The sequence below is a fragment of the Mycobacterium sp. Aquia_216 genome (assembly GCF_026723865.1).
Classification (GTDB): domain Bacteria; phylum Actinomycetota; class Actinomycetes; order Mycobacteriales; family Mycobacteriaceae; genus Mycobacterium.
Genome location: NZ_CP113529.1, coordinates 5,571,825 through 5,598,306 on the forward strand (window position 1 = coordinate 5,571,825; position 26,482 = coordinate 5,598,306).

General features: G+C 64.7%; 27 protein-coding genes and 2 pseudogenes. 11 read left to right on the forward strand and 18 right to left on the reverse strand.

The genetic code is table 11. The features are described from left to right. Positions 1-11: 11 nt before the first annotated feature. The 8 genes from OK015_RS26035 to OK015_RS26070 form a co-directional block, all read right to left on the reverse strand. The gene (locus tag OK015_RS26035) at positions 12-212 is read right to left on the reverse strand and encodes a ferredoxin (RefSeq protein ID WP_268127478.1); all 201 of its coding nucleotides are present in this window, start codon (positions 210-212) and stop codon (positions 12-14) included. Further along, complete coding sequence (locus OK015_RS26040; protein ID WP_268127481.1) at positions 209-1,483, reverse strand: cytochrome P450; 1,275 nt, start codon at positions 1,481-1,483, stop codon at positions 209-211. The genes OK015_RS26035 and OK015_RS26040 overlap by 4 nt, the downstream gene beginning before the upstream one ends. 168 nt (positions 1,484-1,651) lie before the next feature. Further along, complete coding sequence (locus tag OK015_RS26045) at positions 1,652-2,167, reverse strand: hypothetical protein (RefSeq protein ID WP_268127484.1); 516 nt, start codon at positions 2,165-2,167, stop codon at positions 1,652-1,654. Further along, positions 2,164-2,781, reverse strand: a complete 618-nt coding sequence (locus tag OK015_RS26050) for a TetR/AcrR family transcriptional regulator (RefSeq protein ID WP_268127486.1) — start codon at positions 2,779-2,781, stop codon at positions 2,164-2,166. The genes OK015_RS26045 and OK015_RS26050 overlap by 4 nt, the downstream gene beginning before the upstream one ends. A gap of 115 nt (positions 2,782-2,896) precedes the next feature. Further along, complete coding sequence (locus tag OK015_RS26055; protein ID WP_268127488.1) at positions 2,897-4,057, reverse strand: thiolase family protein; 1,161 nt, start codon at positions 4,055-4,057, stop codon at positions 2,897-2,899. 4 nt (positions 4,058-4,061) lie between these two features. Continuing rightward, positions 4,062-4,874: an enoyl-CoA hydratase/isomerase family protein gene (locus tag OK015_RS26060; protein ID WP_268127490.1), complete on the reverse strand. Its 813-nt coding sequence runs from the start codon at positions 4,872-4,874 to the stop codon at positions 4,062-4,064. Beyond that, complete coding sequence (locus tag OK015_RS26065) at positions 4,871-6,037, reverse strand: acyl-CoA dehydrogenase family protein (RefSeq protein ID WP_268133099.1); 1,167 nt, start codon at positions 6,035-6,037, stop codon at positions 4,871-4,873. Before OK015_RS26065 ends, OK015_RS26060 begins: the two co-directional genes overlap by 4 nt. A 73-nt stretch (positions 6,038-6,110) precedes the next feature. Beyond that, positions 6,111-7,409, reverse strand: a complete 1,299-nt coding sequence (locus OK015_RS26070) for an amidohydrolase family protein (protein ID WP_268127492.1) — start codon at positions 7,407-7,409, stop codon at positions 6,111-6,113. Between the two features lie 402 nt (positions 7,410-7,811). Between OK015_RS26070 and OK015_RS26075 the strand changes: the two genes are divergently transcribed. From OK015_RS26075 to OK015_RS26110, 8 genes are all read left to right on the forward strand, one after another. Then, a complete protein-coding gene (locus OK015_RS26075; RefSeq protein ID WP_268127495.1) occupies positions 7,812-8,321 on the forward strand; it encodes a carboxymuconolactone decarboxylase family protein in 510 nt (169 codons plus the stop codon). Positions 8,322-8,342: 21 nt separating this feature from the next. Next, positions 8,343-9,620 (forward strand): aromatic ring-hydroxylating oxygenase subunit alpha, encoded by a 1,278-nt coding sequence (locus OK015_RS26080; protein WP_268127497.1) that lies wholly within the window; start codon positions 8,343-8,345, stop codon positions 9,618-9,620. Then, a complete protein-coding gene (locus tag OK015_RS26085) occupies positions 9,604-9,927 on the forward strand; it encodes a hypothetical protein (RefSeq protein ID WP_268127499.1) in 324 nt (107 codons plus the stop codon). Before OK015_RS26080 ends, OK015_RS26085 begins: the two co-directional genes overlap by 17 nt. 3 nt (positions 9,928-9,930) lie before the next feature. Further along, positions 9,931-11,163: a metal-dependent hydrolase family protein gene (locus OK015_RS26090; RefSeq protein WP_268127502.1), complete on the forward strand. Its 1,233-nt coding sequence runs from the start codon at positions 9,931-9,933 to the stop codon at positions 11,161-11,163. Continuing rightward, positions 11,141-11,590 (forward strand): nuclear transport factor 2 family protein, encoded by a 450-nt coding sequence (locus OK015_RS26095; RefSeq protein WP_268127505.1) that lies wholly within the window; start codon positions 11,141-11,143, stop codon positions 11,588-11,590. The genes OK015_RS26090 and OK015_RS26095 overlap by 23 nt, the downstream gene beginning before the upstream one ends. Then, a complete protein-coding gene (locus tag OK015_RS26100) occupies positions 11,587-12,693 on the forward strand; it encodes an acyl-CoA dehydrogenase family protein (protein ID WP_268127506.1) in 1,107 nt (368 codons plus the stop codon). Before OK015_RS26095 ends, OK015_RS26100 begins: the two co-directional genes overlap by 4 nt. A gap of 73 nt (positions 12,694-12,766) precedes the next feature. Then, on the forward strand, positions 12,767-13,537 hold the full coding sequence (locus OK015_RS26105; protein WP_268133122.1) for an acyl-CoA dehydrogenase family protein: 771 nt from the start codon (positions 12,767-12,769) through the stop codon (positions 13,535-13,537). 46 nt (positions 13,538-13,583) lie between these two features. Next, entirely contained in the window at positions 13,584-13,898 is a 315-nt protein-coding gene (locus OK015_RS26110; protein ID WP_268127508.1) for a DUF4190 domain-containing protein, read from the forward strand. On the opposite strand, the gene OK015_RS29360 is transcribed toward OK015_RS26110, so the two are convergent. Then, a complete protein-coding gene (locus OK015_RS29360; protein ID WP_442791330.1) occupies positions 13,895-14,320 on the reverse strand; it encodes an acyl-CoA dehydrogenase family protein in 426 nt (141 codons plus the stop codon). The genes OK015_RS26110 and OK015_RS29360 overlap by 4 nt on opposite strands. Positions 14,321-14,464: 144 nt before the next feature. After that, positions 14,465-15,082 (reverse strand): annotated as a pseudogene (locus OK015_RS29365) (acyl-CoA dehydrogenase family protein); the annotation flags it as partial. A 240-nt stretch (positions 15,083-15,322) separates the two neighbouring features. Here OK015_RS29365 and OK015_RS26120 point away from each other — a divergent pair. Next, positions 15,323-15,973, forward strand: coding sequence for a TetR/AcrR family transcriptional regulator (locus tag OK015_RS26120; protein WP_268127515.1), 651 nt, complete (start codon positions 15,323-15,325; stop codon positions 15,971-15,973). Between the two features lie 186 nt (positions 15,974-16,159). After that, the gene (locus OK015_RS26125) at positions 16,160-17,011 is read left to right on the forward strand and encodes a mycofactocin-coupled SDR family oxidoreductase (RefSeq protein ID WP_268127518.1); all 852 of its coding nucleotides are present in this window, start codon (positions 16,160-16,162) and stop codon (positions 17,009-17,011) included. Between the two features lie 3 nt (positions 17,012-17,014). On the opposite strand, the gene OK015_RS26130 is transcribed toward OK015_RS26125, so the two are convergent. Next, positions 17,015-17,431: a DUF5313 domain-containing protein gene (locus OK015_RS26130; RefSeq protein WP_268127519.1), complete on the reverse strand. Its 417-nt coding sequence runs from the start codon at positions 17,429-17,431 to the stop codon at positions 17,015-17,017. Between the two features lie 21 nt (positions 17,432-17,452). Next, a complete protein-coding gene (locus OK015_RS26135; protein ID WP_268127521.1) occupies positions 17,453-17,944 on the reverse strand; it encodes a MarR family winged helix-turn-helix transcriptional regulator in 492 nt (163 codons plus the stop codon). A 101-nt stretch (positions 17,945-18,045) separates the two neighbouring features. Here OK015_RS26135 and OK015_RS26140 point away from each other — a divergent pair, with 101 nt between their 5' ends. Continuing rightward, positions 18,046-18,885 carry an SDR family NAD(P)-dependent oxidoreductase gene (locus tag OK015_RS26140; protein WP_268127523.1) on the forward strand — a complete coding sequence of 280 codons (840 nt, stop codon included), beginning with the start codon at positions 18,046-18,048 and terminating at the stop codon, positions 18,883-18,885. Here the strand turns inward: OK015_RS26140 and OK015_RS26145 are convergent. From OK015_RS26145 to OK015_RS26170, 6 genes and pseudogenes are all read right to left on the reverse strand, one after another. Beyond that, positions 18,882-21,302, reverse strand: coding sequence for a CaiB/BaiF CoA-transferase family protein (locus OK015_RS26145; protein WP_268127525.1), 2,421 nt, complete (start codon positions 21,300-21,302; stop codon positions 18,882-18,884). The two genes, OK015_RS26140 and OK015_RS26145, sit on opposite strands and share 4 nt — an antisense overlap. After that, a pseudogene (locus OK015_RS26150) lies at positions 21,302-21,544 on the reverse strand (enoyl-CoA hydratase/isomerase family protein); the annotation flags it as partial. The pseudogene OK015_RS26150 and the gene OK015_RS26145, both read right to left, overlap by 1 nt. 95 nt (positions 21,545-21,639) lie before the next feature. Continuing rightward, positions 21,640-22,767: a M24 family metallopeptidase gene (locus OK015_RS26155; protein ID WP_268127528.1), complete on the reverse strand. Its 1,128-nt coding sequence runs from the start codon at positions 22,765-22,767 to the stop codon at positions 21,640-21,642. Then, the gene (locus tag OK015_RS26160; protein WP_268127529.1) at positions 22,757-24,001 is read right to left on the reverse strand and encodes a M24 family metallopeptidase; all 1,245 of its coding nucleotides are present in this window, start codon (positions 23,999-24,001) and stop codon (positions 22,757-22,759) included. The genes OK015_RS26155 and OK015_RS26160 overlap by 11 nt, the downstream gene beginning before the upstream one ends. After that, positions 23,998-25,173, reverse strand: coding sequence for an amidohydrolase family protein (locus OK015_RS26165; protein ID WP_268127531.1), 1,176 nt, complete (start codon positions 25,171-25,173; stop codon positions 23,998-24,000). Before OK015_RS26165 ends, OK015_RS26160 begins: the two co-directional genes overlap by 4 nt. A gap of 63 nt (positions 25,174-25,236) precedes the next feature. Then, positions 25,237-26,481: a cytochrome P450 gene (locus tag OK015_RS26170; RefSeq protein WP_268127534.1), complete on the reverse strand. Its 1,245-nt coding sequence runs from the start codon at positions 26,479-26,481 to the stop codon at positions 25,237-25,239. Position 26,482 lies beyond the last annotated feature (1 nt).

Below are 26,482 nucleotides of genomic sequence, written 5' to 3' on the forward strand. Positions count from 1 at the left end.
CGCGAACCTAGTCAGTTCTCGTCTTTGGCCTCGCTGATGGCCTGCTCCGGACAGCACTCGATGGCCTCCTGCGTGGCCGCCTCCAATTCCGTTGGGACATCGGAGCTTATCGACTCCGCGTAGCCGTCGTCGGTGAGGCTGAACACATCCGGGCAGAGCGTAAGGCACATCCCGTGACCGCGACAGCGTTGGTCGTCTACCCAGACCTTCATGCCAGTGTGAACTCCAAATGCAATTCGGTCAGGCCCCGCAGGATATATGTCGGAACATATTGGTAGCGGCGGTCATTCGCCGGCCCGTGCACGTCCTCGTTGATCCTGATGTCGGTCGTGCGATCCAGCAGCCGCTCGATCGCCACCCGGGTTTCAGCCCGCGCCAGCGGCGCGCCCGGGCAGCTGTGGATGCCGCGGCCGAACGAGATGTGTTGTCGGGCATTCTTGCGGGCCGGATCGAAGGTGGCCGGATCCTCGAATCGGCGCGGGTCCCGATTGGCCGCCGCTTGCACAATCATCACGGTGGTGCCCGCGGGCAGGTCGACCCCGCCGACGTTGACGGGCACGCGATTTAGGCGAAAGTCCCCCTTGACCGGACTTTCGTGGCGAAGCGACTCTTCGATGAAGTTGGGGATCAGGCTGCGGTCCCTGCGCAACTGCGCCTGGATGTCGGGGCGCTCCCCGATTATCTGCAGCGACGCGCCGAGCAGCCGCACGGTGGTTTCCTGTCCGGCGGAGAAGACGTTGGCCGCGACCCGCGCCACGTCTTCGACCGGGGGAATCGTGCCGTCGGGGAAGGTGGCGGTCGCCAGCCCGGTCAGCACGTCGTCGCGCGGCGCAGCGCGCCGATCCCGGACGTAGTCGGAGAAAAGCCCGTAGAGGAATTCCAGCGGACTGTGCGACAGCGATTCCTTGCCGGTGCCGCCGATGCCGCCGCCCGCGTGCTCGGCGATGCCCTTGACGAACTTGTCACGATCTTCCATCGGCACGCCGAGCAGGTCGGCGATGACCAGCAGCGTGAAGGGACCCGAAAATTCCTTGATCCAGTCGCCCTTGCCCGGTGCGAGGAACTTGTCGAGCGCCTGGTCGGCGAGCGCCCACATGGCGTCCTCGTTCTCTTTGAGGCGCTTCGGGGTGATCAGCCGCATCAGCAGGGAGCGGTGATTGGTATGGGTCGGCGGATCGAGCGTGGGCAACTGGTCGCTGAACGGCAGTTCGTCGCGGTGTTGCTCGATCAGCTCGGTGATGTCGTCACCTTCCAGCGGCACCGGAAAGCCGGGAAACGGACCGGTCACCGAGGTACAGGAGGACCACGTCTCGGCGTCGTTCAGCACCGCGCAGGCTTCTTCCCAACCCGTCACCATGGTGACGCCGTGGTGCTCTTCTTCGGCGACGGGGCACCGCTGCCGCAGCGACTCGTAGTAGGGGTACGGGTCAGCGATCAGCTCCGTGCCACGGAAGAAGTCCAGCTTGGAGAAGTCGTTCGCCATCTTGCTCCGTTCGAATCTCAGCAGTGAGAATGAGCCTCTCAGAGAAGAGTATTAGATTTCCACACGGTGTGATCGCCGTCAACGACGGGGCGCCCTTTGAGCGGGTACGAAACTGATCGGCGACCCGGGCGAAAGAGCCCGGAATTCGGGCCCGCCGGCGGTGCGGAGCTAGCCGGCCGGGACCAGGTCGGCAGCCACCGACGGGCAGGCCAACAGCCCGCAGCGGAACCTTTCGGTGTGATCGATGGCGCTCACCGGCATCGCCGCGGCGGCCAGCGCCTTGCCCTTGAACATCTGCGCGGCCATGCTGAGCCGGTGTTGCACCAGACCGACGCTGCCATCGAGTTCGGCGGGCCAGGTTTCCCCCCACAGCGTGACCTCGGTGACGCCGTGATCGAGGGCCTGCAAGACGCCTTGGCGCACCCGCGAATCGCAACCGACCAGATCCGCCGCGGCTGCCAGGGCCTGCGGACGGGGCCGATCGTCGACTGACGCCAGCGCGCACTCGAGGTCCAGCGTCCGGGCCCCGAGGATCTGCAGGGGGCGCACGTCGGGGTGGTCGGCCAGGTCGGTGAGAAGTACGGTGACGTCCCATCCGGCCATCGACCGATCGAACAGCCAACCGCCGGCGAAGCGCACCACGTCGACCACGCTGGAGGCGACGACGTCGAGCCGGTACCTCATGTCGTGTTCGGTGGCTTGCTTGAGGGCGCGAAGTCCCGTGCCAGCGTCTCGGCGTACTGCTTGAACACCTCGGTCAGCGGTATCGAAGGATCGAGCAACCATGTGGTTTCCATTCCGTGGACGAAGGCGAGTATTTCCACTGCCTTGATGGTGGGGTCTAGATCTGCGCGATATCGGCCATCGGCTTGTCCTCTTCGGATGAGGTCGGCGACGATGTCGAGCGCTTCGCGGTGTCGCGCCAGCATCCGGTCGTGCAGCGGCGCATCGGGGAGGATGTTCTCGACGAGCAGCACCGTGAAGGTGCCGAGCAATTCGGGCGCCCGGTGGAATCGATCGGCGACCGCAGAGATCTGGGCCATCAGGTCGCCGGCTCGGTCGGCGTGGGAATCGTCATCCAGATCGCGCGCATCCAAGACGGCGTGCAGCAGCTGTTCCTTGGATGAGAAGTGATGTAGCAGGCCCGCGGGGGTGACTCCGGCCTCGCCGGCGATCTGGGCCAAGGTGGTGTTACGCCAGCCGTTGCGCGTGAAAAGACGCTGCGCGACCGTGAGGATCCGCTGCTTGCGGTCCTCGCCTTTGGCGAGAAGCGTGTCGTAACGGCGTGCGTCGGGCACCCGGGCTCCTTTGACCGATTGCAGGCTGAAACCAACCTAGTGAACACACAGTAGGTAGGTTTGCGGCATGTGACAAGGGTCTCAGGCGGACTCTTACCGAGTTCTTCGGTCGCCGTTACGCGACCAACTCGAGCAGGGTGGCGTTGGCCGTGCCGCCGCCTTCGCACATGGTCTGCAGCCCGTAGCGAATGCCGTTATCGCGCATATGGTGCACCAACCGCGTCATCAGCACCGCCCCGGACGCGCCCAGCGGGTGTCCCAGCGCGATGGCGCCGCCGAGTGGATTGACCCGAGCCGGGTCGGCGCCGGTCTCGGCAATCCACGCCAACGGGACGGGTGCAAAGGCCTCGTTCACCTCGAACGCGCCCACTTCTGGCAGCGAGACGCCGGCCTTGTTCAGCACCTTCTCGGTGGCCGGAATGGGGCCGGTGAGCATCAGCACGGGATCCGCCCCGGTAACGGCTCCCGCGCGGTACCGCACGATCGGGGTCAGCCCCAGCTCGACCGCCAGTTCCGAAGTCGTCACCAGCAGCGCGGCCGCACCGTCGGAGATCTGCGAGGAATTGCCCGCGTGGATGACGCCGTCTTCGGCGAAGGCGGGCGTGAGTGCGCCCAACTTCTCCACCGTGCTCCCCCGCCGCACACCCTCGTCGGCGGTGACGATGGTTTCGTCGTCGGTGATGACCGCAATCATCTGATTGGTGAACGCGCCGCTGTCCTGGGCCGCAGCGGCCCGTTCGTGGGATTGGACGGAGAATTCGTCGAGCTGGGTGCGGGACAATCCCCACTTCGTGGCGATCATCTCCGCCGACAGACCCTGGTTGAAGGAAAAGTCGTCGTAGCGAGCCAGGACTTTCGGTCCGTAGGGCATGCCGCTGGCTCTGGCGGAACCCAGCGGAACCCGGCTCATGACCTCGACGCCGCCGGCCACGACGACGTCTTGCTGACCCGACATCACCGCCTGGACCGCGAAGTCGAGGGCCTGCTGGCTGGACCCGCAGGCCCGGTTGACGGTGGTCCCGGGGATGCTCTCCGGCCAGCCGGCAGCCAACACCGCATACCGTCCGATGTTGCTGGACTGGTCGCCGACCTGGGACACGCATCCCCAGATCACGTCGTCGACGATGTCCGGCGCCACTCCGGCGCGGTCCAGCAGTTCGTTGAGGACGATTGCGGACAGATCCGCGGCGTGCATGCCCGACAGCCCGCCGTTGCGTTTTCCGACCGGCGTGCGCACCGCCTCGACAATGACTGTCTCCCGGACTGTCTCCCGCATGTCTCTACTCCGATTCCTGCTCAGATTTCGATAACGCCCACCGACCAGTAAACGTCGGTTCCCGTCGCTCGCTGAAGGCGGCATAGGCGGCGGCCGCATCCGCGGTCGCGAAGTTACCGATCTGCGCTCGCGCCTCGTTGGCCAGCGCGTCGCGCAGGGTGCGGTCGGCGCCCTCGTTCAGCAGTGCCTTGGTTTGAGCCAGGGCGATCGGCGGACCCGACGCCAGCCGGTGTGCCAGGTCGTTGACGAAGGCGTCGATCTCCGCGGCGGACACCACCCAGGTGACCAGGTTCAGCGCAAACGCCTCCGCGGCGTCGATACTCTCCGCCAGCAGAGCCAGTCGCTTAGCCTGTTGCAGTCCAACGAGTTTCGGCAACAGCCAGGAGCCGCCGAGGTCGATCGACAGACCGCGCTTGGAAAAGATCTGGGAGAACGTCGATTCCGGCGTCGCGACCACCAGATCGCAACCCAGCGCCAGGTTCCATCCGGCGCCGACCGCGACACCCGTCACTTTGGCCACCGTCGGTACCGAAAGCTCGTGCAACGCCAGTGCCACGTCGGTCAGCCGCTGCAGCTTGTATTTCGGATGAATGTCGTCCGGAATCCCGATGTCGGCGCCGGAGCAAAAAGCCCCGCCGGCACCGGTGATCACCAGCGCACGCACGCCGCGGTCACGGCCGGCGGCGTGCAGCGCGTCGCGCAACGCAATCCACAACTCGGGGCTGATGGCGTTTTTGCGGCGCGGGCGGTTGAGGGTCAGCGTGCGCACCCCATCGCCGTCTTCGGATAGCAGCACGGGTTCTTCGGTGGACGTCAATAGCTCCTAGGCAGTTTCAGGACGTTGGTTCCCAGGAAATTCAGGATCATCTCCTGGCTAACCGGCGCGATCTTCATCAGCCGGGCTTCACGGAAGTAGCGCGTGATGTGGTACTCCTCGGCGTATCCCATGCCGCCGTGGGTTTGCAGCGCCCGGTCCGCGGCGGTAAAGCCCGCATCGGCACAGAGATACTTGGCGGTATTCGCTTCGCGGCCACAGGGTTTGCCGTTGTCGTACAGCCAGGTGGCCTTGCGCAACATCAGCTCCGCGGCGTCCAGGCGTGCCAGCGAGTCGGCCAGCGGGAACTGCAGGCCCTGGTTCATGCCGATGGGCCGCCCGAAGACCACCCGTTCATTGCCGTACTTGACCGCTTTTTCGAGCGCCACCCGGCCGATACCGAGCGCCTCGGCCGCGATCAGCATCCGTTCGGGATTCAGACCGTCGAGGATGTACTGAAATCCCTTGCCCTCCTCCCCAATTCGGTCTTCAACCGGGATTTCGAGATTGTCGATGAACAACTCGTTGGAGCTGACGGCGTTGCGGCCCATCTTGCGGATCGGACGGATGTCGACGCGGGCGCGATCGAGGTCGGTCAAAAATAGCGTCATCCCGTCGGTCTTCTTGGCCACCTCGTCGTAGCTCTTGGTGCGGGTGAGCAGCAAGATCTTGTCCGACTCCATCGCTTTGGATATCCATACCTTGCGACCATTGACGACGTACTTATCTCCGTCGCGCTTGGCGAACGTGGTGATACGCGAAGTGTCAAGTCCGGCACCGGGTTCGGTGACCCCGAAGCAGACGTGCACCTCTCCGGTCGCGACGGGGGGCAGGGTCCGGGCCTTGAGCTCGTCGGAGCCGTGCACCACGACCGGTTGCATCCCGAAGATCGACAAGTGGATCGCGCTGGCCGCGTTCATCGCGCCGCCGGACTTGGCGACCTCCTCGAGCAATATTGTCGCTTCGGTGATTCCGAGGCCATGGCCGCCGTACTCGGTCGGGATCGTCATGCCCAGCCAGCCGCCGTCGGCGATCGCCTGGTAAAACTCGGTCGGGAATTGGTGCGCCTGGTCTTTTTCCATCCAATACTGGTCGTCGAACTTGCGCGCCAGCTCGGCGACCGATTTGCGGATCAGCTCCTGGTCATCGGTCAGCTCGAAATTCATTCCACCGCCGGGCACTGCTGGATCTCCTTCGGGTCAGTTCATGCACCGGCGGGCGAACTCGTCCGGTGGCGGTTCAGTCCTTGTTGCCGGTGAGCTCTTTCGCACTGGCCGCAAAGTCCGCGAACGACGAACCCGAGCGAGTGTCCTTGTGGTGGCTGAGCGCCTGGATCGACACGTCGTGGCCCTCGGCGGCCTTTCGCAAGGCGCCGACCGTCGCCTGCTCCCGGGGGATGTGGGTGAACGGGTCGAACGAGTACCACCGCATCGCGTTCTCGTAGGTCATCTTGTTGATCTCGTCGTCCGGAACGCTGTTCAGGCTCAAGACGTCCCAGAGTTCTTCGGGCGCGCCCGGCCACATCGAATCGCTGTGCGGGTAGTCGGCTTCCCAACAGATGTTGTCGATGCCGATCATGTTGCGCAACGCCACGCCGACCTTGTCGCTGATGAAGCAGGTCAGGAAGTGTTCCCGGAACACCTCGCTGGGCAGCTTCCCCTTGAAGTCCTGGTGGGTCCAGGTCGAGTGCATCTCGTAGGTACGGTCGGCCCGCTCCAGGAAGTAGGGGATCCAGCCGGTTCCGCCCTCCGACAGCGCGACCTTCAGATCCGGATACTCCTTGATCGGGCGCGACCACAACAGGTCCGCGGCCGCCTGCACGATGTTCATCGGCTGCAGTGTGATCATCACGTCCATCGGGGCGTCGGGAGCGGTGATGGCTAGCCGGCCCGAGGACCCGATGTGCACGTTCATCACGGTGTCGGTGTCGCACAAGGCTTTCCACAGCGGGTTCCAGTACGCGTCGTGGAAACTGGGGTAGCCCATCGCGGCCGGGTTCTCGGTGAAGGTCAGCGCGTGCACGCCCTTCTTGGAGACCCGGCGCACCTCCGCGGCGCACGCCTCGGCATCCCAGATCACCGGGATCGCCATCGGGATGAACCGCGCCGGGTAAGCGCCGCACCATTCGTCGATGTGCCAGTCGTTATAGGCCTGCACGAGCGCGACCGAGAAGTCATGGTCGTCGGTGGCAAACAGCCGCCCCGCAAAGCCCGGGAACGACGGGAAGCAGATCGAGGCGAGTATCCCGCCGGCATTCATGTCCTTGACGCGTTCGTCGACGTTGTAGCAACCCGGCCGGATCTCGTCGAGCCCCGTCGGCTCGATTCCGTACTCCTCCTTGGGCCGGCCGGCGACCGCGTTCAACGCCACGTTCGGGATGACGGTGTCGCGGAACTTCCACATGTCCGAGCCGTCATCGTTGTGCACCAGTCGAGGCGCGTCGTCCTGGTATTTCTTCGGCAGGTTGTTCTTGAACATGTCGGGCGGCTCGACAGTGTGGTCGTCGACACTGATCAGCATCATGTCTTCTTTGTTCATGAGCTTCCCTCTCGATCGGCTTCCAGGACGTTGGCTGTCGACTCGCCCCGCTACCTCTGAAAACTAGCTTCTCGCCATGTGAGAATCAACATTCACCGGGCTGGCCGGACAGATGCGGACACCGTTCCGGTATACCCCGTCTCGGTGTGGAGGGCCCTCTCACGTGCGGCTACGCGATCACAGAAATGCCAGCCCCGGGCTCTCGACCAAAGACCAAACCAAAAATTTGTTACCTGCGGCTGAATGAGGAGCGCGCCGACATTCGACAATCCGGCGCGGAACGGCACCCCGATCAGTGCGCCGCGGATCATTACCCGCTGGCATTGACCCGCCGAGCGAATCATGCAAGTCTGTTGGTTAGAAATGAGAATATGATTCTCTTTGACCGAGAGGACCCTCACAATGCGCTTGGCGCCGCTGCCCGCGGATCAGTGGGACGAGGCTGCCCACCAGGCACTCTCGGCAATGCGCGGCGCGGACACCAACAATGCGCTCAGCACCTTCGCTCACCACCCGGCACTGGCTAAAGCGTTTCTCCGGTTCAACGTCCACCTGTTGATGTCATCCACGCTGCCGACCCGCATCCGCGAACTCGCCATCCTGCGGATCGCGCATCGCCGCGAATGCGCCTACGAGTGGTCTCACCACGTCAGCATGGCCAAGGACGCGGGGATCACCGACGAGCAGATCGACGGGGTCAAACGAGGCGAGGCATCCGACGCGTTCGACCGCGTGGTGCTTACGGCGGTCGACGAGCTGGACGAGAAATCGCAACTGTCCGACGAAACGTGGGCAGCACTCGGCGAAACTCTCAACGACCAGCAGCGCATGGATTTCGTTTTCACGGTCGGCTGTTACGCCTTGCTGGCCATGGCTTTCAACACTTTCGGCATACAGCTCGAGCACGACTAGACGGATCAGAGAGGTAGAACCGTGGCTCACTTCCCCAAGCCAGCCGCCGGCAGCTGGACAGAAAATTATCCCGAACTGGGAACCGCGCCGGTTGATTACACCGACTCGATCGATCCGGCATTCTTCGAGGCCGAGCGCGACGCGATCTTCCGGCGCACCTGGCTCAATGTCGGCCGCGTCAACCGCCTCCCCCGCACCGGCAGCTACTTCACCAGAGAACTACCGTCGGCCGGCAAGGGCACATCGGTGATCATCGTCAAGACCAAGGACGGGACCGTCAAGGCCTACCACAACGTCTGCCGCCACCGCGGAAACAAGTTGGTGTGGAACGACTTTCCCAACGAGGAGACTTCCGGCACCTGCCGGCAGTTCACCTGCAAGTACCACGCCTGGCGCTACAACCTCGACGGCGACCTGACCTTCGTTCAACAGGAAGAAGAGTTCTTCAACCTCGACAAGGGCAACTACGGCCTGGCGGCCGTCCGTTGCGAGGTGTGGGAAGGCTTCATTTTCATCAACTTCGACGACAACGCGGCGCCGCTGACCGATTACCTCGGGCCGCTGGCCAAGAGCATCGAGGGCTACCCCTTCGGCGAGATGACCGAGACCTACTCCTACCGGGCCGAGGTCGGCAGCAACTGGAAGCTGTTCATCGACGCGTTCGTCGAGTTCTACCACGCGCCGATCCTGCACCAGGGGCAGTACACCAAGGAAGAAGCCGCCAAAATCCAAAAGTTCGGCTACGAGGCGCTGCACTACGAGGTGGCCGGCCCGCACAACCTGCAGTCGACCTGGGGTGGTCAGGCACCGCCCCCGGACATGTCCATGGTCAAGCCCATGGACCAGGTGCTGCGCAGCGGGCTGTTCGGTCCGTGGGACAAGCCGGAGATCATCGAGAAACTCGAGCTGCCGCCGGGTGTCAACGTGAAGAGGGTGCCGCAGTGGGGCATCGACTCGTGGCTCTTTTACCCGAACTTCATGCTGCTGATCTGGGAGCCGGGCTGGTACCTGACCTACCACTACTGGCCGACCGCGGTCGACAAACACATCTTCGAGTCGTCTCTGTATTTCGTCCCGCCTCGCAACGCACGGGAACGCCTGGCCCAGGAACTGGCTGCCGTGACGTTCAAGGAGTACGCACTGCAGGACGCCAACACCCTCGAAGCGACCCAGACGATGATCGGCACGCGCGCCGTCAAGGAATTCCTGCTGTGCGACCAGGAGGTCTTGATCCGTCACCTGCACAAGACAACCGCTGACTACGTGAAGGAGTACCAGCGCAATGTCGCTACCGTCTGAGTTCGCGGCCCTGGAGCCCTATTTGGATTGGGATCTGGCCACCGAGCCCGAACGCTACGCCAAACGGCTGGGCTCGACGATGGCCGAGATGCAGGCGTTCTACGACGTCGCATTCCCGTTGCTGAACGATGTCATCGCATACTGCGACAAGTACCCGCTGGACGACTTGCCCGAGGACGCGAAGATCTTGATGCACATCATGCAGTCGCTGGTCATGGTCTCCTTCCCCGTCGAGGCGTGGAAACAACCGCGCGTTCCCGACAGCGGCGCGGCGTGGGTTGAAGTCCTTCGGGAGCCGGTGATTTAACCGGTGCTGACGCTCAAGGCCGCCGGACTGCTCGACGTCGACGCCGGAGAGATCGTTCGGCCGGGCATTCTCAAGATCGAGGACGACAGGATCGTCGCCGTCGGGGGCTCGGGCCCGACGGGCCCAGACGACACCGTCATCGATCTCGGCGAGGCGATCCTGCTGCCCGGGCTGATGGACATGGAGGTCAACCTCCTGATGGGCGGGCGCGGCGAAACGCCCGGCCTGTCCCAGGTGCAGGATGACCCGCCGACGCGGGTGCTGCGCGCGGTCGGCAATGCCCGCCGTACCCTGCGCGCCGGGTTCACCACCGTGCGCAATCTCGGCCTATTCGTCAAGACCGGCGGTTACCTACTGGATGTCGCGCTGGGCAAGGCGATTGATGCCGGCTGGATCGACGGACCGCGGGTAGTGCCGGCCGGCCACGCCATCACGCCCACCGGCGGGCACCTGGATCCGACAATGTTCGCCGCGTTCGCGCCGCACACGCTGGAGCTGACGGTCGAGGAAGGCATCGCAAACGGGATCGACGAGATCCGCAAGGCGGTGCGTTACCAGATCAAACACGGCGCCGAGCTGATCAAGGTCTGCTGCTCGGGCGGAGTGATGTCACTGACCGGTCCGCCTGGCGCGCAGCACTATTCGGATGAAGAATTGCGCGCGATCGTCGACGAGGCACACCGGCGCGGGCTGCGCGTCGCCGCGCACACCCACGGCGCCGAGGCGGTAAGGCACGCGGTCGACGCCGGCATCGATTGCATCGAGCACGGCTTCCTGATCGATGACGAGGCGATTGCCTCCATGGTCGAGCACGGCACGTTCCTGGTGAGCACTCGGCGTCTAGCGGAGGGGATGGATGTCTCGCACGCTCCGCCCGAACTTCGGGCCAAGGCGGCCGAGATGTTCCCGAAGTCCCGGACCTCGATATTGGCCGCTTACAAGGCGGGTGTGAAGATCGCGGTCGGCACCGACGCCCCGGCAATTCCGCACGGGCGCAACGCCGATGAGCTTGTCACGCTGGTGGAATGGGGTCTGCCGCCGTTGGCGGTGTTGCGGGCGGCCACGACGACCGCGGCCGAGCTGATCAACTCAAGCGACAGGGGTCGGCTCGCGCCTGGCCAACTGGCCGATATCATCGCGGTACCGGGAAACCCATTGGAAGACATCACCGTTACCCGTAACGTCAGCTTTGTCATGAAAGGCGGCAAGGTCTATGTCGACACCCGATCGATCTGAAAGCGGCCCAACCAGAACAGACGATCTCGTCGAGATTCAGCAGCTGCTCGCCCGCTACGCGGTCACCATCACTCAGGAAGACATCGACGGCCTCGTCGGCGTGTTCACCCCCGACGGGACCTATAGCGCGTTCGGCGCCACGTACAAGTTGGACCGGTTCCCGGAATTGGTGGCCGCCGCGCCGAAGGGCTTGTTCCTCACCGGAACTGCCCTGGTCGAGAATATCGACGGCGATTCAGCGAGCGGCACCCAGCCGTTGTGCTTCATCGACGGTTCCACGCATGACATGCGGATCGGCTACTACCGCGACACCTACTACCGGACCGCCGACGGATGGCGGCTCAAGACGCGCGCCATGACGTTCATCCGCCGCAGCGGCGTGCACGACTCCGGGCGCCCGCACGCCATCGGCCGCCCCACGCCGTGAATGTCGAGGAGTTCCGCACCGGCCTGCGTAAGTGGCTCGGCGAGAACGACTTAACACCCGGATCCGACCACTCGCTGCAGGGCCATATGCAGCAATTCGCGCGGGTCAGCCGGGCCCTCTATGACGCCGAGTGGATGCGTTACGGCTGGCCGGTCGAAGTCGGTGGCTTGGGTGGGCCCGCGGTGCTGCGTGCAATCGTCGGCGAAGAGGTCGTCGGTCGCCGGCTCGCCGAGCCCGGACCGTATTCGATGCTCGAGGTGCTCGCGCCCACGATGATCGATTACGCCCCCGCTGAACTCGCCGCGGAAATGGTACCGCTGCTGCTGAGCGGCGAAGAGCAATGGTGCCAAGGCTTTTCCGAGCCGGGATCCGGCAGCGACCTGGCGTCGCTGACCACCCGCGCGGTGCAGGATGGCGACAACTGGATTGTCAACGGGCAGAAGGTGTGGACGAGCTTCGCGCAATTCTCCACCCGATGCGTCCTGCTCACCCGCACCGCGCCCGGTCATGACGGCATCACCGCGTTCTTCGTCGACCTCGACACCCCCGGCATCACGATCCGACCGTTGCGCACGATGCACGGCGTCGACGAGTTCTGCGAGGTGTACTACGACGACGTGGTGATCCCGACGAGCCGGATGCTTGGCCAACCGGGCGACGGCTGGCGGCTCGCGATGGACCTGCTCCCCTACGAACGATCTACCTGCTTCTGGCAGCGGATCGCCTACCTCTACTCCCGATTCGATGAGCTGATCGCGAAGGTATCCGGTGCCGGTCAGCAGGACGGCCACGACGAATTCGAGCTTGGCGCAGCCTATCTCGCGCTGCACACGCTGCGCTGCCGGTCCCGCGCCACCCAGTACCGGCTGCGCGACGGAGCACGCCTCGGCCCAGACACCTCCATCGACAAGGTGCTGCTGGCCGGCGCCGAGCAACGCCTCTACGACACGGTCCGCGACCTGCTGCCCGGCGTCGTCGAACTCGACGACACACCGTGGCGGTCGGAGTACCTGTACTCGCGCGCATCGACCATCTACGGCGGCACCGCCGAGATTCAGCGCAACATCATCGCTCGCCGGCTGCTCGACCTCGGCAAGGAGTAGAGCCGTGGACCTTTCGAAAGACGCAGCAGACACCGAGGAACTGCAACTGCTCGCCCAGTCGGTACGCACCGCGATGACTGATCCTTCCCTGGCATCCGGCGCCAAGCTCGATGCCGCATTGACCAACCTCGGCTGGCACGACATGCTGGACGAAATACCGTATTTTGCAATCCCTTTGGTGTTCCGAATTCTCGGCGAGACCGGTGCGCATGCGCCCGTGCTGAACGACGTGGTGCTGCACGCGGCCGGAAGAACACCGGGCGGAGTCACCCCGCTTCCGTTCGCGGGAGGCTCCTGGGTGGTTTGGAGACGCGACGACATTCCGGGTTCGGCGATCGACGACGAGTTACCAATACATCCTGTCGCAGAAGGTGATTCAGCTGCGCAAGCGGGGCTCGCCGCGGGGCGACAGGCATTGGGCTGGTGGCTGGTCGGCGCCAGCCGCGCGATGCTTGCCCTGGCGCGCCAGCATGCTCTGGATCGTGTCCAGTTCGGCCGCCACATCAGCTCGTTTCAGGCGATCCGGCACCGACTGGCCGAGACGCTCGTCGCGATCGAGGGGGCCGAGGCAACCCTGCACGCCGCCGCCACCGCATCCGACGATCCGGACGACCTGGCCAGCTTGCTGGCCAAAGCAGCGGCCGGCGAGGCCGCGCTGACCACGGCACGCCACTGCCAGCAGGTCCTCGGTGGTATCGGTTTCACCGCCGAACACCAGCTGCACTGCCACATCAAACGGTCACTGATCCTGGACAGCCTGCTCGGCAGCACCCGCGAATTGACCGGCCAAGCGGGAGCGGCGTTGCGGGCCAACGGATCTGCACCACGGCTGGTACAGCTCTAGCAGCTGCGGGTCGCGCGCGGAGGCGTACTGCCTACAATGGGCGCACATGCGCTACCCCGTGGAACCTCGAAATCAGGCCGGCACCGCCTCGGTGGTCCTGGGCGGGTTGGCACTCGCCACCTGCTGGCTGTTGATCGGGGTGCCGTTGGGCATCGCGGCGCTGCTGACGGGTGATATCGCCCGGCGCCGCGCCAGTCGCGGCGAAGCGACCAATCCCCGGGCCGCGACAGCCGGCATGGTGTTAGGGGCGGTTGCGATTGTGGCCGGGCTCGTCGCCATCGGCTACTACTCCTGGGTGGACTCCCAGGACCCGGGGCGTTTGCAGCGGTGCTTGGACAATCCCGCCACCAACAACTGCTAACCGCGGGGCAGCCCTAGGACTCGCTCGGCGACGATGTTGCGCTGCACTTCGGAAGTGCCGCCGGCGATGGTCGCGGCGAAGGTGCGCGTGTACCGGTCGAACCAGCTGCCATAGTGGCTGTCCAGGTTGAGGGGAGCGAATGGCGCAGTGACGCCGCGCAGCACCAGTCCCTCGCCCGCCTTGGCGTTGAGCGCTTCCTCGCAGGCACGTTGCATCGCCTCCGAACCGAGCAGCTTGAGCACGGACTGGGCGGGTATGTCTTCTTCACCGCGCGCGGCTTTGGCCAACGTCGCCGACCCCAGCAGTCGCATCGCGTGGTAATCCATCACCAGCGTCGCGTAACGATCCTTTTGCACGGCTCCCGACGGGTTGGACTCGACGGTCAGCGCGTGCAGCATGTCGGCGTAGTCCAGCCACAGCATTGCGCGTTCGTGGCCGAGCGATCCGGTCGCGACTCGCCAACCCGCGTTCAGCTCCCCCACTAAGTTCTCGACCGGTACCCGGGCGTCGGTGAAAAAGACCTCGTTGAAATCGACGTCTTCGATGTCGATCACCGAGGCGAACGGACGGCGGACCACCCCGGGGGTGTCGGTCGGGATCAGTAAAGCGCTGATGCCCTTGTGTTTCGGCGCGTCCGGATCGGTACACACGAACGTCAACAGAACATCGGCGTGATGGGCACCCGACGTCCACACCTTCTGCCCGTTGACGACGAAGTGGTCGCCTGCTGAATCGGACGAGAGCACCGCGCGCGTCTTCAGCGACGCGAGATCGGAACCCGCGCCGGGCTCGCTCATCCCCAGCGACGCAGTCATCTCCGCGCGCAGAATTGGCACCGCCCAGCGCTGTTTCTGCTCCGGCGTGCCAAACGAGAGCAACGACGCCGCGATGATCCCCACGCCCTGGGGATTGAAACTTTGGTAGATCCGCCGCCGCGACAACTCCTCGAGGTACACGTATTGCTGCAGCAGCGTGGCGTTGCGGCCGCCGAACTCCGGAGGATTCCCGGGCAGCAGCCATCCGCTGTCGAACAACAGCCGTTGCCAGCGGCGGGCCCACTCCGGGATGTCCGAACTCGACTGCGGCCGCTCGCCCGTCACCGCCGCATCGAGAGGATTCGCGTCGAGGAAAGCCGCGAATTCCGCACGGAACTCCTCGACGTCGTTGTCAAAGGTCAGCTGCACAGCACTCCCCTGGGATTCGCTGGCGCGTGGAGCGTCGGTAGATCCGGGTTTCCACCGACAGAGCGGTTTACTCTTGCGATGCCGCTTCCATACACGCGTGTAGGAGAATAGTATTCTCGTGACGAGGAAGTTACAATCTCCAACACATGGTCCGTGAGGGGGTCGAGCGCAGCGATGTCACGGCGTTCTCCGGTAGAGTCCAATCATGTTCTCCCCTCGCGGCAATCGGCCGAGCCGTCCGTGACCAACCCGAGCGAAGAGCCGGCCTGGAAACAGCGTGCCGTCGAGCGATCTATCAAGACTGCGAAACTGCGTGCGGCGCAGCGCGTTCAGCGCTTCCTCGACGCGGCGCAGGCCATCATCATCGAAAAGGGCAGCACGGACTTCACCGTCCAGGAAGTCGTGGACCGCTCCCGCCAGTCCCTGCGGAGCTTCTATCTGCAGTTTGACGGCAAGCACGAGTTGCTGCTCGCGCTGTTCGAAGATGCGCTGAGCCGGTCGGCCGACCAGATCCGGGCCGCTACCGAAAGCCATTCCGACCCGCTCGAGCGGCTCAAGGTCGCCATCGAGCTGCTGTACGAGGCCTCGCGACCAGACCCCGCCGCCCGGCGCCCGCTGTTCACCGACTTCGCACCACGGTTGCTGGTGACGCACCCGGCCGAGGTCAAGATCGCCCATGCGCCGCTGCTGGCGTTGCTGACCGAGCTTATGGAATCGGCCTTCGATGCCGGCGAGTTACGCGAGGGACTCAATCCGAAGCGGATAGCCGCCATGACAATGCAGACGGTCATGTTCATCGCGCAGTCCAGCGGGGGCTCCGACGACGCGACGATCCACCCGATCACTGCCGACGAGGTGTGGGACTTCTGCTCAGCCGGATTCGTCGGCTAGCACCCACCCGCGCGGCCCTTCCCCGACGTGACCAGATAGCGCACGCGATTTGCCTGGTGAGAATCTCATTCTCTAATATCTAGAATTACAAATAGCCAAAACGGATTCGTCGTTGACACCCTCGGTGGGTGATGACAGACCCACTCCGCTGAGACGTGCCGGTTCGATCAACGAATTGAGGTAGCGATGACTGGACGTGTTGAAGGCAAAGTTGCTTTCGTCACCGGAGCGGCGCGTGGTCAGGGCCGCAGCCATGCGGTGCGGCTGGCGCAAGAAGGCGCCGACATCATCGCCGTCGACATCTGTAAACCCATCCGCGAGGGCCTAGTTGAGGGCTCGGCGATCCCGGCCTCGACGCCCGAGGATCTGGCCGAGACCGCCGACCTCGTAAAGGGCCACAACCGCAGGATCTACACGGCCGAGGTCGACGTGCGTAACTTCGACGCGCTGAAGGCCGCCGTGGACACCGGCGTCGAGCAACTGGGCCGGCTGGACATCATCGTCGCGAACGCGGGGATCGGCAATGGCGGTGAAACGCTGGACAAAACCAGCGAAGAAGACTGGACGGAGATGATCGACGTCAACCTCGGCGGGGTGTGGAAATCCGTCAAAGCCGGTGTCCCACACATCATTGCCGGTGGCAACGGCGGCTCCATCATCCTGACCAGCTCGGTCGGCGGGCTGAAGGCTTACCCGCACACCGGTCACTACGTCGCCGCCAAACACGGCGTCGTCGGACTGATGCGCGCCTTCGGAGTCGAGTTGGGACAGCACATGATTCGGGTCAACTCCGTGCACCCAACCCACGTGAGCACACCGATGCTGCACAACGAGGGAACCTTCAAGATGTTCCGGCCGGACCTGGAAAACCCGGGCCCCGACGACATGGCACCGATCTGCCAGCTGTTCCACACGCTACCGATCCCGTGGGTGGATCCCATCGACATCAGCAACGCGGTGTTGTTCTTCGCCTCCGACGAGGCCCGCTACGTCACCGGCGTGACGCTTCCCATCGATGCGGGCAGCTGCCTGAAGTAGCCGCTAGAAGGGGCTGCTGTTGGACTGCCACTCCGCCGATTCGGGTCGCGGCCCATAACGGCGGATGTAGTCCTCGTGCATCCGGGCGTTTTTCCGGCGGCTGACCACGTCGACAAGGTTCGGGTCGAGCCCATGGACTGCCAAGCGGTGCCGGCGCCAAACTTTGTTCAGGGCAAGGTTTACCACCAAGGCCCAAGCGTAGAGCGGCACGGTCATCTCCAGGTGCACATACAGTGAGGCGGGCAGCAGCCAAAACGGAGCGAGGACCAAGAAGGGCGGAATCGCCCATCTGATCATGTGCCGGCGGATGGCTCCCTCGCCGGCCAGATCGCGTGCCACCCAGCTGCGCATCGAGTCGGGCAAGCACCGTCCGTAGGAATAGCCGACGTACTGCCAGAGATTGGGTTTCGCGTCGGTCATGGTGGCTCCTCAGGGTGGATGTCAGGATTGTAATGCGCCGGCTGCCAGGGCGGCCGCGTTGATTCGGGTGAGGACCTGATGCAGGTTCTCGAGTTCAGCCAGCTCGACACCGAGACGCGCGACGACGGCGGGTGGGATCTCAAGTGCGCGCTCGCGCAACGCGATTCCGCGTTTGGTGAGCGTGACATCGGTGGTGCGCTCGTCGGCGGCATTCTTGGCGCGAGTAATCAGGCCAAGTCCCGCCAACCGTTTGAGCATCGGCGAGAGCGTGGCCGAATCCATCTGCAATGCCGCCGCGATCTGCTTGACCGACAGTGGCGACTGGTCCGCCGCGGGGGTCTTGAGGTGATCCCATAGCGCCAGCATCACCAGATATTGCGGATGTGTCAGGCCGAGCGGCTCCAGCAGGGGTCGGTACACCGCCAGGACCGCCCTGTTGGTGGTCGCGAGCGCAAAACACACCTGGTGCTCGAGGGCGAGCGGGTCGATCTCTCGCGCGGTCAGACTGGCCATATATGGATAGTAGGCTAATAGTTAGTACCCTATCTATATGAGGCCTCTCACACCGGACCGCGATCAGGCCTTCGACTCGGGAGGTAATACGCTCGCGGTCTATGGACGGATTCGAAGGACGCGGAGCAGTAATCACCGGCGGCGCCAGTGGGATCGGACTAGCCACCGCCGCTGAGTTCGCCCGTCGCGGCGCCCGCGTGGTGCTGGCCGACGTCGACAAGTTCGCGCTCGAACAGGCCGTGGCGCGGCTCGAAGCCGAGGGAGTCGACGCCCACGGCGTGACGTGCGACGTAAGGCATCTCGAAGAGATGGTTCACCTCGCGGATGAATCCTTCCGCCTGCTCGGCCAGGTCGACATCGTGTTCAGCAACGCCGGCATCGTCGTCGCGGGTCCGCTCGTGGCCATGACGCACGAAGACTGGCGCTGGGTGATCGATATCGATCTGTGGGGCTCGATCCACGCCGTCGAGGCGTTCGTGCCCAAGCTGATCGAGCAGGGCAAGGGCGGCCACATCGCCTTCACGGCATCCTTCGCCGGACTGGTGCCCAATGCCGGCCTCGGGGCGTACGGCGTTGCCAAATATGGCGTTGTCGGCCTGGCCGAAACGTTGGCCCGCGAGGTCAAAGACAACGGCATCGGCGTTTCGGTGCTCTGCCCGATGGTCGTGGAAACCAAGCTCGTCTCGAACTCCGAGCGAATTCGCGGCGCGGATTACGGGCTGGCGTCAACACCCGACCTGACGGAGGGGTTTGGCACGCTGCCTCCGACACAGGATCAAGGCGTGTCGGTCGATGACGTGGCCCGACTGACCGCCGACGCGATTATGGCCAACCGGCTCTACGTCCTGCCGCACGAGGCGGCCCGGAACTCGGTCAAGCGGAGGTTCGAACGCATCGACCGCACCTTCGACGACCAGCAGGCCGAAGGGTGGAAACACTAGCTCGACCGCATCGCGGGTGTTACGCCGATGACTCCGCTGGCTTCCAGGGCCGCGATCTCCGCGGGGGTCAAGCCCAACTCAGCCAGCAACTCGAAGTTGTGCTGTCCCAGTGTGGGTGCGGGATTCGCGTGAAACGCCTCCGGACCGCCGGAGAACCTCATCGGTACGGTGCTGAGCCGTGCCCGCCCGTTCACCGGATGCTCGACTTCTTCGAAGAAGCCGCGAAACGCCAGCTGCTCCAGCTCGGTCTGCCGATGTGGCTGCAGCACCTTTGCCACCGGCACGCCGGCGCTCCAGAGGGTCGCCACGATGTCGTTGCGACTGCGGTTCTCGCACCAGGCAGCCAGGTGCTCGTCGATGGAATCCTCGTTCTCGCGCCGGCCGGCCATGGTCGAAAGCGTGGGATCGGTTGTCCAGGAGGGTGACCCGATTGCCTGGCACAGTCTCTCCCACTGCTCGTCGGTCGCCACGGCGATGGCCACCCAGCTGTCGAGCCGGCCGAACTCGTCGACGTCGGCGCTGCGGTAGAGATTCTGGGGCACGGCCGTCGGTCCCCGGTTGCCGTCACGCTCGAGCAGCGCGCCATACGCCGAGTACTCGATGATCTGCTCGGCGGAAATGCTCAGCGCCGCATCGACCATCGCTGCCTCGACGAACACACCCGCACCCGTGCGGCGTCGGTGTTCGAGCGCCAGCAGTACCGCGTTGAGCGCATGCACGCCCGCGTTGGGGTCGCCGATCGAATACGGATCGTACGGCGTGCGGTCCGGGTAGCCGGTGAGCCAACTGACGCCGGACGCGGCCTCGATCACGTAGGCGAATGCCGGGTTGTCCCGCCACGGCCCGTCGAGGCCGAAGCCGGGCATCCGCACCATCACCGCATCCGGCCGAATCGATTGAACAGCAGCGAAATCCAGGCCGATCCGATCCAGCACCCTGGGCGTGAAGTTCTCGATGACCACGTCGCACGTCGCGATCAGCTGGCGAAGCAGCTCCTGGCCACGCACACTCTGCAGGTCCAGGGTCAGGCCCTTCTTGTTGGTGTTCAAGGCCTCGAAGATCGGCGACTTCTCCCACCACTGATCCTCCGTGATCGGGACACCGGCGATGAGCCGGGTGCCATCCGGACGACGGGTGGATTCGACGTGGATGACCTCGGCGCCGAGCATGGCCAGGAAGTGGGTGCAGCAGGGGCCCGCCCAGAATGTCGTCATATCCAACACCCGAAGCCCGTTGAACGGCAATGATTTTGCCGCACCGATCGGTTCGGGCCGCGGCGACAGATGCGCGGTGCGGTAATGCTCGGTGTGCTCCCCCAGGCGCGGCGCCGGATGCGGCTCGCGCAACTGCGCCGGGCGCATCCGATACGGGTGACCCGGCTGCTGGAAGCCGTCGCGCGGATTGCGCACGAACGAACCGCGCGCCACGAACTGATCGAACGATGCCACGTTCGCGCCGTTGGCGACGGGCGCGTTCGGAATGCGGAATGCCGTAGCCAGTTCCCGGATTTCGTCGACCGGGGTGCTGGCCATCCACGCGAAGATCTCATCGGCGTAGACATTGGCCAGCTCGGTGATCGACAGCGGCGACTCCTCGTCGATCCACTCCGGGTGACCCACCATCGCACACAAGTCGAACCACTGCTGCGCCGTGCCGCAGCCGAGATCCACCAGTCCGTCTTTTGCCTGAGCCACTCCTGGTATGGTCGGCCGCCGAGCGTCTCGCCACGGTCGGCCGAGCACTTCGAAATAGGTGACCGGGTAATACGTGAGACACAGGATCTGGGTTTCGAGCATCGACAAATCCAGCAGTTCGCCTGCCCCGCCGTCGATTCGGCGGTATCGCGATGCCAGGGTGGCCGCGCTGGCGTAGGCTCCGGCCAGGTACTCGCCGACTTGTCCGCCGACGAAGACGGGCGCCCGTTCCTGCTCGCCACGGCCGAGCCCGACGATTCCTCCCGACCACGCCTGCAGTGTGAACTCGGTCGCGGCACGGTCTCGCCAGGGGCCGTCCAGCCCGAACGGCGTGATCGCGGTGACGGTGAGATGCGGGTGGCGGCCGAGGATGGCGTGTGGCGTAAAGTCCGAGTGCTCAACGATTTTCGAACCGGCTGACCAAACCACCGCGTCCGCCGATGCCAGCAGGCGGTTCACCAATACGGTGTCGGCGTTCTCGGTGGGATCGGCCACCACGCTGTGTTTCCCGCCGGACAGGAAGCCGAACAAGGCGCCGTCACCGCCGGCCGGAATGGCTGTCCCGGAAGCCGACCACTCGCGCAGGGGATCTCCCTGGGGTGCCTCGACTTTGACGACGTCGGCGCCGCCGTCGGCGAGCAACTTCGTGCAGTAGGCGCCCGCGATACCGGTGGACAGATCGATCACCGCATAACCGGCCAGTGGCGGTTCGACGGACGCCACTATTTCTTTCTCTTCGCTTTGCGGGCTTTCTTGCTCAGCGCCCAATCGGCGGGGAACTTGCCGTCGTTGTCTTTGACCGCATCGCCCAGACCCTGCCTCACGGCGTCATCGAGCATCAGCTCGTCACCGACGTCCGGACGGACAGTGCCGCCCATCGACTCGAAGACGCCACTGAGCATGCTGCCCAGGTACTCGCCCTGGAACTGCTTCATGATTTCGAAGAAGACCTTCTGCATGAAGACCGGCCGGTCGAACGTGATCGTCGCGATCCGCGTCTTGACGTCTTTGTCGTACCGGATGATCTCTTCGGCTGCCGGCTCCGAGGCGTCGGGCATGGCTAGGGCTGCCAGGACGTGCTCGCGGTAAGCACTTCGGGGCCGTCGGCGGTAATCAGGACCGCTTCCCGCCCGAATACCGCGCCGACTCCTTCTTCCCATACGTAGCCCGTCACGGCGAGCACCATCCCCGGCTCCAACCGTTCGCCCGCCGCGGTCGAGGGCAGGTGCTTGGAGACGACGGGCGGGTCGAACCCCATGCCCAGGCCACGGGCCACCGGCATCGGCGGTTCGGGCTCCCCGGTGGCCCGATAGGCGGCCAGCAGTTCGCCCGTTCCCGCGCCGGGACGGCACGCCGCGATCAGCCTGCCCCACAGGCCCTCCCAGCGCCCGTACAGGGCCGCGGCGCCGTTGGGCGCATGCCTTCTATCGGCCGGCCAGGTCCGTCCGACCTCACCGACATAGCCACCCGCCAGAACTCCGGCGGAGAACGCCACCAGATCTCCGTCCTGGATACGACCGTTACCGGCGGCCCGGCGCCACGGGTGCTCGCGCGAAGTCACCCATGCGACATCTTGATTCGACGGAGTGCTCACCCCGCCGGCCGCCGCGGCCTCCAACAGGGCGCCGGCCAGCGCTTGTTCGCTTACCCCTGGCCGTAATTCCGAGACCGCCGCCGCCAGCGCCGACTCGGCCACCGCGATGGACTCCCGCAACGCGGCAATCTCCTCGGCCGTCTTGATCCGGCGGGCGGCCCGCATCGCCAACTCTCCGTCGACCAGCTGCGCGTTGGGGAACGCGGTCGGTAAGAGCTGAGCGAAAACCGGTGAGAGCGCATCGGTTCCGACCCGCCGGGCGGTTGCCGCACCCGGAATGCGCTGCAGTGCCGACATCGTGTTCATCGGATTCCACGAGATGCCGTAGAGGTTCTCGTGCGGGATGTCGTCGGGGATACCCTCGTCCCACGTGCTCAGCAGGTACACCGCACCGGTCTCACGAACGAGCACGCAGCCCGGACCGAACGGCCGGGTGCCTGCGACCCACAGTTGCGGCGCCCCGGTGACGTAACGAACGTTGGCTTGTCGGCCTAGGACCAGGACGTCGAGATCGTGTGCCGCCATCTGCTCTAGGGCCCGCTGGCGACGCCCCGAGCGCAGCGTGCGCTCGTCGGGCAGGACTTCAGTTGCCATAGGGGTCATAGGGGTAGTTGGTCAAACGAATCCAGCCTTCCTCGGTAATCACCAGCACCTCTTCGCTGCGATAGCCGCCCGTGCCGTCTTCCCACACCACGGGCTCCAGAACCAGCACCATCCCAGACTTGAGAACAAAATTCTCGTCGAATTCCTGGCCGAGATCCGTTCCTATCATCGGCATTTCGGCGGCGTTGACGCCGATGCCGTGGCCCAGGTAGAAGTGCGGCAGCCACGGCTTGGTGCCGCCATTGGCCTTGATCGCGGCCCGCCCCAGATCCGCGGCGGTAGCGCCGGCCTTGGCGACACCCAGCACCGCGCTCATGATCTCGAACCATTTTCCGAACTGCGCCTGCTGGCGCGGCGACGGGTCCCGGCCGACGAGCCAGGTGCGCCCGAAGTCGGAGCAGTAACCCTGGTAGGTGATGCTGACGTCGGTCCATAGCACGTCACCTTCGACGAGCTCGCGCTCCGTGCTCAGTAGCGGCAGCGCCAGGTCGCCGTGCGTGGTCCACACGCCCTCGGCCTTGCTCGACGGCATCACCTGCCAGATCGGCTCTAGCATGCTGGCCGTGGCGCCCAACTCGAAGGCACGGCGCAAAAAGCTTGCCGACAAATCGATCTGACGAATTCCGGGGGCCAGCCGCTTCTGGACTTCGACCATGGCTTCGTCGGTGATCCGGATCGCGGTGCGCATACACGACAATTCGTCCGGGGTCTTGACCGACTTGGCCGCACTGACGATGGCCGCGGCGTCGACGGGGGCGCCGTCCCGGAACAACAGGTTCGCACTACGAGACATCGCGCCCGTGCACTCGTCCACCGCGATCACCGCTCCGGGCGGAATCAGGCCGGCAATCGCCCGCGCGAAATTGGCTACGCCTTCCTCGAACTCGAGATAGACCGGCCCGTGCAAATGATCGGCGGGCAGGTCGGACTCCTGCGAGGCCCCTTCGCGGAACGGCAGGAACAGGTGCGGCCATTCGTCGCCGGCGACCACCACGGCCACCGGTCGCTCGACGTAGGACAGGCCGGCGTCGCCGAGCGGCCAGCTGGCACCGGTCGCGTAGACCACGGCATTGTTGCCGAGCAGGATCATCGCGTCGACGCCACGGTCGGCCATGGCCGACCGCAGCCGCGTCCCCGTCTCGCGGCGGAGGCGAGCCAGGTCGGGTGTTTCGGGAATCACCAGTCCGTTGCCGGTGCTGGTGTCCAGTTGCGCGAACGTCGTCACTGCAGATCCAAGAACTTCGTGATGTTGTCGCTGACGATTTTCTTCGCGTTCGCCGGGCCGACGGCGTCGACGACGGACTTCAGCGACTTCTCGGAATAGCCGTAAGTGCTTTCGTTGTGCGGATAGTCGCTGGACCACATCACCTTGTCCACCCCGATCTGGTCGATCAGCTGCAAGCCCAGCGGGTCGACCATGAACGACGCGCTCATGTGGGTGTCCCAGTAGTAGCGCACGTCATGCTCCAGCTGCCGGTTGAACATGTGTTGGTAGGACCCCATCAGGTGCTCGGCGTCTTGCAAAGCCCAAGGCACCCAGGCAATCCCACCTTCGAACCAGCCGATCCGCAACCCTGGATGATCGTCGAGAATTCCGGTGAAGAGATACTTGGCGAACTGCTCGCGGAAGCCGTCGATGTTGATCATCATGCCGACCACCACGCTGTTGAACTGACATGGGGTTTTCGGCGGGGTCTCGCCGATGTGATGGGTGATCGGAAGGCCGGCGGCTTCGATCTCATCCCACACCGGTTTCATCGCGGTGCTGCCGTAATCGATCACATTGCCGTCGTCATCCTTGCCCGGGTTCAGCGGCAGCAGGAAGGTCTTGAGGCCCAACGACTTCAATTCGGCCAAAGTCTTTCTGGCGCCTGCCGGCTCCCACCAGTTGATCAGGCCCGCGCCGTAGAAGTGTCCGTTGGAACGCTCTTGCAACTCGGCGATGTACTCGTTGTAGATGCGGAACGCAAGTTCACGAAGTTGCTTGTCCGGGTAGTGAAACAGTGCAAGTATCGCATTGGGGAAGGCCAATTCCTTTTCGACGCCGTCGCCGTGCAGCTCTTGGATCCGGGCCTCGATGTTGGTGCTCGCGGCGCCGGGCAGGTCGTCGTACTGCATCAGCACGGCGCTGAAGTCGCCCGGTAGGAACGACTGCCCCTTGCGCCCGACTTGATAGGCGCCGTCCTCATACCAAATGCGTGGCGCCTTGTCCTTCAAGTCGTCCGGGAAACGCTCGTAGAAAATGTCGTCGGCCAGCGAGATGTGGTTGTCGGCCGAGAAGACGACGGTCCCTTGCGGCAGGCCCACATCGCTGTCTGCGGCGTGGCCGCGCCGATCCTTCGGAGCGCCGTAGCCCCCGGGCGGATAGAGCGAAGCGGTGGTTGTCGGCGTTGACATTATTGACCCTCCATTTGGATCGGCATTTCAGAAGTGATCATCGGGCTGCTCAATGGATTCCGTTTACCAGGTAACCGGAAGCTCGTAGACGCCGTAGGCGAGCCGGTCGTGTTTGAACGGGATCTCTTCGAACGGCACGGCCAGTTTCATGGTCGGGATGCGGCGCAACAGCGTCTGGAACACGATTTGCAGTTCCGCTCGCGCCAGTTGCTGGCCCACGCACTGATGGCGGCCGTACCCGAAGGCGACGTTGCGGTCGGCCCCCGCGCGGTGCACATACAGCCGGTCGGGCTCGGGGAAGGCGTCGGGATCCCAGTTGGCCGGGGCCAAGTCGATGATGATGCCTTCGCCGGCGCGAATGGTCTCTCCGGCGATGTGGATGTCTTCCAATGCCACGCGGCGCTGGCCGTTCTGGATGATGCTGAGGTAGCGCAGCAGCTCCTCCACCGCGTTGGCGAGAATTTTGGGCTCTTCGGTATCGCGGACCACGGCGAGCTGGTCGGGATTCTCAAGCAGCGCAAGCACTCCGAGCCCGATCATGTTGGCGGTCGTCTCGTGCCCGGCGATCAGCAATCCGGTGCCGAGCTGCGCGGCCTCCTTGACGCTGAGCTCACCGGCCTTGACGCGCTCGGCAAGGTCGGACACCGCATCCTCGGCGGGGTTTTCCATTTTGGTCTCGACCAACTGAGCCAGGTACTTGTGCAGGCTCATCGCGCCTTTGGCGGTGTCCGAGCCGGTGGCGTACCGCGCCAGCCCCATCGTGGCGTGCTCTTGGAACATCTCGGCGTCCTCGTAAGGCACCCCGAGCATCTGGCTGATCACCAGGGACGGGACCGGAAGCGCAATGGCGGCAACGATATCCGCGGGCTTCGGCCCGGCTAGCATGGTATCGATGTGGTCGTCGGTGATCTGCTGGATCGTCGGCCGCAGGCCTTCCACCCGCCGGAAGGTGAACGGTTTGGACAGCATCCGCCGGAACCGGGTGTGCTCGTCGCCGTCGGCGGTGAACACCGACCGGGGCCGCTTGTGCACGGTCGACAACATGCCTTCGTTCCAGTGCGGGAAACCGGGCACCCGGTCGTCGACACTGACCCGCGAGTCGGAGAACAGTTCGCGCACTTGCTCATAACCCGTGATGAGCCATGGGGTGCTGCCATCCCAGATGCGAACCCGCGACAAGGGTCGCTCTTCGGCCAGCGCCATCACGTCCGGGGGCGGGGCGAACGGGCAGCGCTCGTTGCGAGCCATCGGGTAATCGGGAATCTCGGAAACGGCCTGCGCCGTACGACTCGTCAATGCGTCTGACATC